This is a genomic window from Chryseobacterium salviniae (assembly GCF_035819015.1).
Classification (GTDB): domain Bacteria; phylum Bacteroidota; class Bacteroidia; order Flavobacteriales; family Weeksellaceae; genus Chryseobacterium; species Chryseobacterium salviniae.
This window is the reverse complement of the sequence record NZ_JAYLAA010000073.1, coordinates 1-9,878: the sequence shown is the minus strand read 5'-3', so window position 1 is coordinate 9,878 and position 9,878 is coordinate 1. Positions and strand designations below refer to the sequence as shown.

Annotated in this window: 14 protein-coding genes; 6 read left to right on the top strand and 8 right to left on the bottom strand. The window is 37.6% G+C overall.

The window, feature by feature from the left end; translation table 11 throughout:
- Positions 1-112: 112 nt before the first annotated feature.
- On the bottom strand, positions 113-478 hold the full coding sequence (locus SOP96_RS19655) for a DUF1304 domain-containing protein (RefSeq protein WP_326322577.1): 366 nt from the start codon (positions 476-478) through the stop codon (positions 113-115).
- Between the two features lie 65 nt (positions 479-543).
- On the opposite strand from SOP96_RS19655, the gene SOP96_RS19650 reads away from it, so the two are divergent.
- Both SOP96_RS19650 and SOP96_RS19645 read left to right on the top strand, forming a co-directional pair.
- A complete protein-coding gene (locus tag SOP96_RS19650; RefSeq protein WP_326322576.1) occupies positions 544-1,116 on the top strand; it encodes a Crp/Fnr family transcriptional regulator in 573 nt (190 codons plus the stop codon).
- A 65-nt stretch (positions 1,117-1,181) separates the two neighbouring features.
- Entirely contained in the window at positions 1,182-1,625 is a 444-nt protein-coding gene (locus SOP96_RS19645; protein ID WP_326322575.1) for a carboxymuconolactone decarboxylase family protein, read from the top strand.
- A gap of 50 nt (positions 1,626-1,675) precedes the next feature.
- Here the strand turns inward: SOP96_RS19645 and SOP96_RS19640 are convergent, their stop codons facing one another.
- Genes SOP96_RS19640 through SOP96_RS19630 form a run of 3 tightly spaced genes read right to left on the bottom strand, consistent with a single transcriptional unit; the run spans position 1,676 to position 3,331 of the window.
- Positions 1,676-2,428, bottom strand: coding sequence for a type 1 glutamine amidotransferase domain-containing protein (locus SOP96_RS19640; protein ID WP_326322574.1), 753 nt, complete (start codon positions 2,426-2,428; stop codon positions 1,676-1,678).
- A 1-nt stretch (position 2,429) separates the two neighbouring features.
- Positions 2,430-2,717, bottom strand: coding sequence for a putative quinol monooxygenase (locus tag SOP96_RS19635; protein WP_326322573.1), 288 nt, complete (start codon positions 2,715-2,717; stop codon positions 2,430-2,432).
- Positions 2,714-3,331: an NAD(P)H-dependent oxidoreductase gene (locus SOP96_RS19630; RefSeq protein WP_326322572.1), complete on the bottom strand. Its 618-nt coding sequence runs from the start codon at positions 3,329-3,331 to the stop codon at positions 2,714-2,716. The genes SOP96_RS19635 and SOP96_RS19630 overlap by 4 nt, the downstream gene beginning before the upstream one ends.
- Positions 3,332-3,554: 223 nt before the next feature.
- On the opposite strand from SOP96_RS19630, the gene SOP96_RS19625 reads away from it, so the two are divergent.
- The 4 genes from SOP96_RS19625 (at position 3,555) to SOP96_RS19610 (ending at position 6,279) form a co-directional block, all read left to right on the top strand.
- Entirely contained in the window at positions 3,555-4,466 is a 912-nt protein-coding gene (locus SOP96_RS19625; protein ID WP_326322571.1) for a LysR family transcriptional regulator, read from the top strand.
- A 26-nt stretch (positions 4,467-4,492) separates the two neighbouring features.
- Positions 4,493-5,368, top strand: coding sequence for an aldo/keto reductase (locus SOP96_RS19620; protein WP_326322570.1), 876 nt, complete (start codon positions 4,493-4,495; stop codon positions 5,366-5,368).
- Between the two features lie 98 nt (positions 5,369-5,466).
- Positions 5,467-5,745, top strand: a complete 279-nt coding sequence (locus tag SOP96_RS19615; protein WP_326322569.1) for a RebB family R body protein — start codon at positions 5,467-5,469, stop codon at positions 5,743-5,745.
- Positions 5,746-5,832: 87 nt separating this feature from the next.
- Positions 5,833-6,279 carry a lipocalin family protein gene (locus tag SOP96_RS19610; RefSeq protein WP_326322568.1) on the top strand — a complete coding sequence of 149 codons (447 nt, stop codon included), beginning with the start codon at positions 5,833-5,835 and terminating at the stop codon, positions 6,277-6,279.
- A gap of 50 nt (positions 6,280-6,329) precedes the next feature.
- Here SOP96_RS19610 and SOP96_RS19605 read toward each other — a convergent pair whose 3' ends face one another.
- The 4 genes from SOP96_RS19605 to SOP96_RS19590 are packed head-to-tail and all read right to left on the bottom strand — an operon-like array spanning position 6,330 to position 9,583.
- On the bottom strand, positions 6,330-7,667 hold the full coding sequence (locus SOP96_RS19605) for a UDP-N-acetylmuramate--L-alanine ligase (protein WP_326322567.1): 1,338 nt from the start codon (positions 7,665-7,667) through the stop codon (positions 6,330-6,332).
- Positions 7,668-7,673: 6 nt separating this feature from the next.
- Entirely contained in the window at positions 7,674-8,111 is a 438-nt protein-coding gene (locus tag SOP96_RS19600; protein ID WP_326322566.1) for a hypothetical protein, read from the bottom strand.
- 18 nt (positions 8,112-8,129) lie between these two features.
- Positions 8,130-8,930 carry a lysophospholipid acyltransferase family protein gene (locus SOP96_RS19595; protein ID WP_326322565.1) on the bottom strand — a complete coding sequence of 267 codons (801 nt, stop codon included), beginning with the start codon at positions 8,928-8,930 and terminating at the stop codon, positions 8,130-8,132.
- Between the two features lie 26 nt (positions 8,931-8,956).
- Positions 8,957-9,583, bottom strand: a complete 627-nt coding sequence (locus SOP96_RS19590) for an NUDIX hydrolase (RefSeq protein ID WP_326322564.1) — start codon at positions 9,581-9,583, stop codon at positions 8,957-8,959.
- Between the last annotated feature and the right edge of the window lie 295 nt (positions 9,584-9,878).

Genomic DNA, 9,878 nt, shown 5'->3' with positions numbered 1-9,878 from the left:
TTTTTTTTTTGTGGGGGGCCCCCCCCCCCCCCCCCCCCCCCCCCCGAAACAAAAAAATAGCGAGTGCGGAAAGCAGGAAAAAGCTCCAAAAAATAATGAATTTGAAAGGAGTTTATTTTAAAAGCACTGCAACAATCGCCAGAATTGCCGGCAATGCCTGAACAAAAAAGATCTTTTTCGTTGCGGAAACAGCGCCGTAAATTCCGGCAACGGCAACACATCCTAAGAAAAACAAAGCAATATTGGTTTGCCATTTGGGATCTTCAATTATGAAAGTCCAGAGCAATCCTGCAGCCAGAAAACCGTTGTACAATCCCTGATTGGCTGCCAATCCTTTCGTCGGCTTAAACATTTCCGGAGGTAAGGCGGATTTGAATACTTCTTTTCCCTTAGTTTCCCAGGCAAACATTTCCATCCAGAGAATATAAATATGCTCAAGAGCTACCGCTGCAATTAGGATTTTGGCTACAATTTCCATGATAACGTGTTTTGTTATTGTAAAACTAAAAAAATAAAGTTAAGTTTGATCATATAATTTCAGGAATGGAAACTTTTAAGCAGCATCTGAATAAATTTATTAGTATTGGTGAAGAGGAATTTGCTTCCATTCTTTCATTTTTTCAGGTGTCGGAGGTAAAGAAAAAACAGGAACTGATGCACGAAGGTGAAATTTGCAGGGCTATGTTTTTTGTTGTAAAAGGCTGTTTGAGAAAGTTTTTTATTAATGAAAAAGGAATTGAACAAACAACAGAATTTGCTATAGAAAACTGGTGGATCACCGATACATTTGCTTACGAAAGACATTTGAAATCAGATTTTTGTATTCAGGCTGTTGAAAAATCAGTTATTTTGAAAATCGATTTCAATTCCCAGGAAGCACTGCTGAAAAAGCATCCGGTGATGGAACGTTATTTCAGGATGATTTATCAAAGAGCTTATGCCGCAGCGGAAAGGAGAATACGATATCTCTATGAATTTTCAAGAGAAGAGCTGTATGCGCATTTCAGTACGCAGTATCCATGGTTTATTCAAAGAATTCCGCAGTATTTAATTGCTTCTTTTTTAGGTTTTACCCCGGAATATTTAAGCGAAATCAGGGCGAAATTACGTTCTTAAACCAGTTTAAGATTTTTAGGATTTGTAAATCGGAACTTTGTCTCAGAAATTTAAAATAAGATACTATGAGCGCAAGATTCGACTGGACAACAGTTCACCCCGCTGCTTACAAAGCAGGAATAGGAATGGAAGAATCCCTTAAAAACAGTTTTTTAACATCTATTCAGAAAGAACTCATCAAAATCAGGGCTTCACAGCTTAACGGCTGTGCGTTTTGCCTGAACATGCATACGAAAGATGCATTAAAATATGGTGAAACGCCGCAAAGAATCTTCCTGCTGAATGCATGGCGAGAAGCAAAAGAATTATTCACTGAAGAAGAGGAGATCATTTTAGAAATTACGGAAGAAGTTACGCTGATCAGCCAAAAAGGGCTTTCGGAAGAAACGTATCAAAAAGCAAAAACAATTTTTAACGAAAGTCAGCTTGCAGATATCATCATGGCAGCTGTCGTCATTAATATGTGGAACAGAATCGCAATTTCCACGCACATGCCGATCGGGAAATAATTAATATTTAATAAAAAAAGAGCTTTTCAATATGAAAAGCTCTTTTGCAATTATTTTTTTAATTCTTTTACAATTTCTTCGCATACACTTTTTGCAGACTGCGGGTTTTGTCCGGTGATCACTCTCTGATCGTTCACCACATGATTCTGCCATGGTTTTGATTTTTCAAATTGTGCGCCTCTTTCTTTCAGTTGATCTTCCAGAAGGAAAGGAACTACATTCGTTAATTTGACTTCCGCTTCTTCTTCATTGGTGAATGCATTGATCTTTTTTCCGTCAACAAGGTATTTTCCGTTGTTAAGCTTAATGTTGACCAAACCGGCCGGACCATGACAAACTCCTGCTACAATGCCGCCATTTTCATAAATTTTTGAAGCAATGGAAGCCAAGGCTGTATTGTCTGCAAAATCCCACATCGCACCGTGGCCTCCTGCATAAAATATCGCTGCGTAATTTTCAGGAATTACCTGAGAAGGAGTTAAAGAGTGGTCAATCTTACTTTTATATTCTTTATTTTCCCAGAATTTTTTATTTACAGGATCTTTCAGGTCGAATCCGTCAACCGGAGGAGTTCCGCCTTTCGGACTTACAAAATCAATTTCATAGCCCGCCTTATGAAGAACTTCCCAGGGATGGGCAACCTCTCCAAGATAATAACCTGTACTTTCTCCGGTATTTCCTTTTTTATCATGACTGGTAACGACGAACAGAATTTTCTTTTTCACGGGTTCATTCATTTTAGTTTGGGATTTTATCATTCCAATCATAAAAATAGAAAGAAATACGTATATCAACTTTTTCATATTATATTATTACGGTTTTGTAAATCTGCGGTTTTTCCTGAAGCTTTTCATCAATCAGTTCAGCAAACGCTTTGATGTACGGTTGCTGATTGTGTTCAGCGAGACCTTCTTCACTTTTCCAGATTTCATAAAAAATAAAATGGTTATTATCCTCGATGCTCTGATGAAGCGTGTAAAGCTCGTTGGCTTGTTCTTTCACGGTTTCTTTTACCATATTCTGAAGAACTTCCAGAACTTCTGCTCTATATTCTTCTTTTGCCTTAATGATGGCTGTTAAATAAATTTTCATGATGCTAATTCCGCTTTTAATTCTTTTTCGAAAACTTTAAAAAGATGTTCTTTGTAACGTTTCATATCGCGCTCCACATCTGCATTTTTCTCTACATCATGGAAATGGAAGCTTCCCATTTTTTCAAGGGAAACAAAAGCATTCATTCTATGAAAACCGAATAGCGGTCCATTATCAACACTTGTTTCGTTAAAAAACTCTCCGGGAAGGGTAAAAGCCGTTTCAGGAGCGTTCCAGCTTGTGGTTACCATATATTTTCTTCCGCCCAGCATTCCTCCGGTTCCGTAATTGATTTCCGGATTTTCCGATGTTCTTCCATCGCTCATATAAATTCCTTTGGAGTGTCCGGCTGTGAAAACTTCATCAATATATTTTTTAAATCCATTCGGAAGCTGAAACCACCAGATCGGAGTGTGGTAAATGATATAATCTGCCCAGACAAACTTTTCAACTTCTTCATTTTTATCATATCCTTTATCTATATGCGTTGTTTTTATCTCCACACTATCAAAGCTTTTTAGTACTTCCTGTGTGTTTTCTGCAATGGTCTGATTGTATTTTCCTCCGGAATGTCCGAAGTTTTGCCCGCCGTTGATGATTAATACTTTTTTCATTGTTTTTTGATTGTTAAATTTTACTGATACAAAGGTATTGTGAGTTTAACTATAAATAAAATAATAAAAATAATAGATTAGTATAATTTAAATAATACTTATTGTAAAATATTGAAGATCAGTTTTTTGTAGTATGTATAGATGTAGTTTATCATATTCATTGATGGTTAAAATATCATCATGGTAATTATTTAAATACATTTGCATCATAAAAGTAATACCTATGGTTAATTTAGAATGGTACAGAACTTTTAAAGCCATCTATAAAACAGGTACGCTTACAGAAGCTGCAGATACCTTGTTTATTTCCCAGCCGGGAGTAAGTCTTCACCTCAGTTCGCTGGAAGCTTACGTTGGATACAAGTTGTTCGACAGAACCGGAAGGAGAATGATTCCCACCGAGAGAGGGAAGGTTTTGTTTAATGCCATTTCGGAACCATTGTCGAAACTGGAAGATGTTGAGAAAAACTTTCAGAAATCTACAGAAAAGCTTACGCCAACCATTAGTGTCGGCATGTGTTTTGAAACGTTCCAAACTACATTGGAGCAGTATGTTTCGAGTTTGCCTTTTAATCTTATCATCAGTTTCGGGGAATACCGGGAAATGCTCGATCAGCTGGATAAGGGAATTTTAGATTTAATCATTACTCCGAAAAAAGGTGTTTCTCCAAATATCGAACATGAAGCATTTTCTTCAGAGCAAATCATTTTGGTTGGCGGAAAAGATATTAATAAAGAGGAGTTTGAGTATATTTTGAATGATAAAGGAATAGAACATGCCGAAGAATGGCTGAAAAATGAAAAATGGTACGGCACAGCCGGAGATATGGAACATCTTTTTCAGTTCTGGATTCTTAATTTTAGTCACAAGCCGAATTTCCGTCCCAATTATATCGTCCCGAATCTCAATTCCATCGTACGCTGCCTGAAAGGCGGTTCCGGATTGGCGGTGGTTCCGGATTTTCTCTGTCAAAAGGAAATTGAAGACGGCGAAATACAGTTGATTTGGGAAGGCAAAAAGCAATTGAAAAATACATTATATTTCGGTTGCCGTAAGAAAACAAATTATCATAATGAGATTGATCATATTAAAGGATTATTCAGAAAAGTGATGGGAAAAGAAATTGATGTATAATAGATTATAGATAAATAATTAAAATTATGGAACAGAAAATATATGCAGGACAGCCTGTGATTACATTAAATAATGGAGTTGTTATTCCGGCGTTAGGTTTCGGAGTATGGCAGATGGAAGATCTGAAAGAATGCGAAAATGCAGTTATCAAAGCCATCCAAACGGGATACAGAATGATTGATACCGCAGCTATTTATCAGAATGAAACCGCTGTTGGAGACGCGATTAAAAATAGCGGAATTAACAGAGAAGAATTATTCATTACTTCGAAACTTTGGGTTCAGGATACTTCGTATGAGAAGGCTAAAAGCGCTTTCCAGAGAACGTTGGATAGGCTGCAACTGGATTATCTTGATATGTATTTGATCCACTGGCCGTACGCAGATTTCCTGGGAGCATGGAAAGTGATGGAAGAGCTGTATGAGGAAGGAAAGATCAAAGCCATTGGGGTATGCAATTTTACAGTGGAGAAATTAGATGAATTAAAAGCGAATGCCAAAATCCTTCCGGTAATCAATCAGATTGAACTGCACCCGATTTTCCAGCAGAAAGAACTTCAGGTGTATAACAGGGAAAACAATATTGTGACACAGCCATGGAGCCCGCTCGGAAACGGAAATGCAGGTCTTTTAGATAATGCTGAATTAAAAGCTATCGGCGAAAAATATGGAAAAACCGTAGCGCAGGTTATTTTAAGATGGCATCTTCAGGAAGGCTTTTGTGTAATCCCGAAATCGGTAACGCCTTCAAGAATTGAAGAAAACTTTAATGTATTTGATTTTGAATTAACGGAAGATGAAATGAATAGTATCCGTTCTTTAGATACCGGTAAAAGATTATTTTTCGATCCTAAAGATCCTGAATGGGAAGAAAAAATGCTGAATGCGGTTGCAGATATTTAAGCAATACAATTAATACAGAAGAAGCAATAAATATTTATTGCTTCTTTTTTTTATTCAAAATATCATTTAACTTTACAATACGCTAAAAACTAAAAATTATGGATACAAAAGTAAACGATCAGATTACAGATTCTGTGACACAGGCAAATGTAAAAGTTGTAGGAGAATCTCCCGCAATGGCAATGGCAAGCATTTACCAATCCCTGGCTCATTCTACAGGGCTGATGTTTGAAAATGCAGTCAATGCCCAGAATCAGCAAAAGATATTGGCTCAAGCAGCTGCTAATCAGGGTATCATGCAGATTTACAGTCTTGATACTGTTTCAGATGCAATTGCTATTGCAAAGATGTTGAATGGTGATGGCGGCAATCGTTAAGCCGATAAGCAAAGCTGAAAAATTTCATCTGGCTCGCAATGAAAGAAATTTAATTTCGTTGTATTTTTGCTGACTTAAAGTATAATCATGAAAAGAATAATTTTGTCATTTGTTCTGTTATCATTCATTTCCTGCAATGGGAATGATGAATATGAAGAACTCGGCAATAAAGCTTCCATTATCGGAGAATGGTATGTTGAAAAAGCTGAAATATACCGATCTATAAATCAGCAGATCCAGACAACTTTCTCCACGGATTGCGAGAAAAAAAGTACTTATGAATTTACGGCTACCCATCTTCTATCGATTATTTATGCTCAAAACAACAATACTTGTATAAAGACAGATGCCGGAGCAAAGAAGTTTACATTCGATAAAGGAAATGGTAAATTCTGGTTTGAAAATGAGGAAAATTATCCGTATTTCGTGACGCAGCTTAATGAAACCGATATGGTGGTTGAAGACCGCACTCAGGATTTTGACGGCGACGGTACCAAAGATGTACTAAGACGTTTTTATAAAAGAATCAATTAAAATAAAAACTCCTTTTGGACTGAAAGGAGTTTCTATTTATATTAATGCATTTATTTCGTAAGATCAAGACCTCCGAAGTTCCCTGAGCTCATCATCAGATAAACGCCATGGGTTTTATCTAAAGTATTCCAGTAGGCATGAAGCTCTTCCGCATTGGTGAAGACTTTCAGGTTTTGATTTTTAAATTTTTCTTTAATTAAATCAGGGGAGATAGGATCCATCCTTTTAATTTTCAAAGCATCTTCAGAATAGAAAACTACGGCTTCCTCAAGACCATCCATTGCATGATCGTACTGTTCCAGGAAAACAGGATTCAAACTCGAATAGGTATGAAGCTCAAGAAAACCATATTTTTTTTCATTTTTAAATTGCTCACAAAATGCTTTTACCGCTGCTTTTACTTTGCTTGGAGCATGGGCAAAATCTTTGTAAAGCGTTCCTTTATCATCTCTTTCTACCTTTTCAAGACGTTTTGAAGCCCCTTTGAAACTCATGATCGCCTCATAGAAATCTTCGTCCATAATTCCTAAGGTTTGGCAGATATGTCTTGCTCCTTCAAGGTTTAATAAATTATGAGCCCCAAAAACGGAAAGCGGAACATCTCCCATCTCGGTTTTCAGATGGACTTTCCCGTTAGTAATTTCGTATTCAGGGGTTTTATAAGGAATTTTTCTGAAATAATTTTCTGCAGTTTCCACCACTTTTACTACTTCAGAATCTTCTTCATTATAGACAAGAATTCCGCCCGGTGTAATACTCGCTACGAACTTCCTGAACTGCTCTACGTAATCATCAAAAGTTTTGAAAACGTTGATGTGGTCCCAGGCGATTCCGCTCATTAAAGCAATATTCGGCTGATAGAGAAGAAATTTGGAACGCAGATCAATAGGAGAAGAGAGGTATTCATCACCTTCAAGCACCATGAAATCATTGTCACGGGTTAATTTCACCATGCAGTCGAAACCTTCAAGCTGCGCCCCCACCATATAATCTACATCTTTCTGATGGAAATTCAGGACATGAAGAATCATCGAGGTAATGGTTGTTTTCCCGTGGGAACCGGCGATGACAACTCGTGTTTTATTTTTTGACTGCTCGTAAAGAAATTCGGGATAAGAATATATTTTCAACCCTAATTCTTTGGCTTTTGCAAGTTCAGGATTATCCTGATGCGCATGCATGCCGAGAATAACCGCATTTAGGTCAGTCGTTATCTTTTCAGGAAACCAGCCCAATTCTTCAGGCAAAATTCCTTTTTTTTCAAGTCTTGTTCGTGAAGGTTCAAAAATAGCGTCATCAGAGCCTGTAACCTGATAGCCTTTATCTTTTAATGCAATAGCAAGATTGTGCATGGCACTTCCGCCGATAGCGATGAAATGGGTTTTCAAAATGTGTTACTGTTTTTTAACATTAGCATTAATGATCTCCTGGAAAACATGGGTGATGTTCATCCAGTTCGTGTTATAATTCGGCATGATTGCACTGGCGTCTGTCTTGCTGCCGGAATTAGGACCTTTCTTTATATTAATAGAAGTTGATATAAAATCATAGATTTTTTTATGGTCTTCCTCTATTCTTCTGAAATTGTTTTGCGAAAGCGTTTTTTCCAGCTTATTTAAATCTTCGTTGGAAATTTTAAAATTCTGCTTCACTTTTTTGCCTTCACCTTCAAAAGAATAGAAAGCATTATTTCCTTTAATCAGGAGATTTTCGTAAATCGGAGCAAAGCCTCCGCTTTTGGAGTAGCTGATGTCGAAATCCGAGTACATTTTTTGGCTGTTGCATGAGACTAATGCCATGATTGCGAATAAAATTCCCAATATCCTTTTCATAATGTTCTTACTTTAATGTTATGAATCTTTCTGTTCAGATTTTTTAGCCTTTAATTCTTCATCATAATGGTGCAGCAAGTTGAAATCTTCCGTCTGCTCAATTGCCGTCATGATTTTATGCAAAATTTCGTGAGCATTTTCATTGTCGTAGTCAATATCCAAAGGTGGTTTGAATTCCATGGTAGGTTTTACACCCGTTACCTTTACCCGAAGTCCTTTTTTATCGAAAGCCCTGCGGAAGCCGTTTATTTTTATAGGAATTACAATCGGGCGCTGGTTTTTAACCAGTTTTGCCGTTCCCCTTCTTCCCTGTGCGAAAGCTGAGGTCGTTCCCTGCGGAAATGTGGCGACCCATCCGTTATCCAGAGCTTTCATGATATTATCCACTTCACTCATGTCGACCATTCGGTTTACATTTTTTCCTTCGGCTCTCCAGGTCCTTTTTACCGTTACGGCACCTGCGATTTTAAAAATTTTCGGGAGAATTCCCTTATTCATGGTTTCTTCTGCGGCCACGTAATAAAAGTCAATTTTAGGATTCAGCAGGTAAATAGGGTTTTTTATCGTATTCAGATAGCCGTTGTTTACGGAGCAGAATGCGTGATACATCGCTGCGACATCCGCAAAATAAGTCTGATGATTAGACACAAACAACACATTGGAATCCGGAAGATCCACTAGATGTTCGGTACCTGTAATTTTAAGTTTATTAAATCCATTGAATCTTCTGTACGATACAATTCCCAGTATGAAGATAATTAACCTTTTTAAAAAATAAGGAGTTCCGAACGCATCGGTGAAAATATTTTTCTTCGCCATCTTTCAATTAACACAGTGGTGCAAAGTTACATTTTTTTCAGCAACTGGCTGAATTCGCTTAATATCATCGCTGTTGCGCCCCAAATGATATACCCATTGAAATTGATAACGGGTACTTCTTTTCCTCCTGCGGTGGGAAGAGCCATAATTTCAGGCTGATCAGGAAGTCCTAAAAAGCAGGTAATCGGAAATTCTATAACTTCCACTGCTTCGCTCTCCTGTAAAATAAATTCGGGATTTTTCTTCGTGTATGATATATAAGGATACACATAAAAATTACTTGGTGGAATGTAGATTGGAGACATTTCGCGGATGATCCGTATATAATGCTTCTCAATCCCGATTTCCTCCGAAGTTTCACGAATAGCGGTTTCGGCAAAATCTCTGTCATTCTCTTCGCGTTTTCCGCCTGGTAAAGAAATTTGTCCGCTATGTCTGTCGCGCTCATTCACTGTTCTTTGAATCAAAGGAAAATGCCATTCATCATTTTTAAGATATAAAATAATATTTACGGCAGCGAACTTTGGGATTTTCGTTAAAACTTCCTCATAGGTGAAAACCGGGCGGTAGGGAGGTGAGAAAACACCATGCGCATTTTCTCCCGGCAATTCTGTGCTTTTGATTTTCCGTAATAAATCTTTTCCAAAACTCATATTCAAATTTAATAATATAATTTGAAGAAAGGAAGGAATAAAGGCTTTAATGAAACATTACCTCATATAATATGTTTAAAATTTAAAATATCCTGACATGCTGCCTCTAACTCACCACCTAAATACACAGATCCCGATACAAAATTTAAGCCTTAAACGCCAAGTCTCTTTACTCACAAACCTCCTCCCATTCTCCAGCCCTCCGCTTTTATTTTATCGGGGGAGCTTCTTCCGGCTCTCGCTACTTGCTTTTTCCAGTAATGGGGTTTCGGGGGGGGGGTGGGCGGCGACCCCC

Bases quoted from the DNA above. Each gene is read 5' to 3' on its own strand.
- SOP96_RS19655 (WP_326322577.1), bottom strand. From the start codon at position 478: ATGGAAATTGTAGCCAAAATCCTAATTGCAGCGGTAGCTCTTGAGCAT.
- SOP96_RS19650 (WP_326322576.1), top strand. From the start codon at position 544: ATGGAAACTTTTAAGCAGCATCTGAATAAATTTATTAGTATTGGTGAA.
- SOP96_RS19645 (WP_326322575.1), top strand. From the start codon at position 1,182: ATGAGCGCAAGATTCGACTGGACAACAGTTCACCCCGCTGCTTACAAA.
- SOP96_RS19640 (WP_326322574.1), bottom strand. From the start codon at position 2,428: ATGAAAAAGTTGATATACGTATTTCTTTCTATTTTTATGATTGGAATG.
- SOP96_RS19635 (WP_326322573.1), bottom strand. From the start codon at position 2,717: ATGAAAATTTATTTAACAGCCATCATTAAGGCAAAAGAAGAATATAGA.
- SOP96_RS19630 (WP_326322572.1), bottom strand. From the start codon at position 3,331: ATGAAAAAAGTATTAATCATCAACGGCGGGCAAAACTTCGGACATTCC.
- SOP96_RS19625 (WP_326322571.1), top strand. From the start codon at position 3,555: ATGGTTAATTTAGAATGGTACAGAACTTTTAAAGCCATCTATAAAACA.
- SOP96_RS19620 (WP_326322570.1), top strand. From the start codon at position 4,493: ATGGAACAGAAAATATATGCAGGACAGCCTGTGATTACATTAAATAAT.
- SOP96_RS19615 (WP_326322569.1), top strand. From the start codon at position 5,467: ATGGATACAAAAGTAAACGATCAGATTACAGATTCTGTGACACAGGCA.
- SOP96_RS19610 (WP_326322568.1), top strand. From the start codon at position 5,833: ATGAAAAGAATAATTTTGTCATTTGTTCTGTTATCATTCATTTCCTGC.
- SOP96_RS19600 (WP_326322566.1), bottom strand. From the start codon at position 8,111: ATGAAAAGGATATTGGGAATTTTATTCGCAATCATGGCATTAGTCTCA.
- SOP96_RS19595 (WP_326322565.1), bottom strand. From the start codon at position 8,930: ATGGCGAAGAAAAATATTTTCACCGATGCGTTCGGAACTCCTTATTTT.
- SOP96_RS19590 (WP_326322564.1), bottom strand. From the start codon at position 9,583: ATGAGTTTTGGAAAAGATTTATTACGGAAAATCAAAAGCACAGAATTG.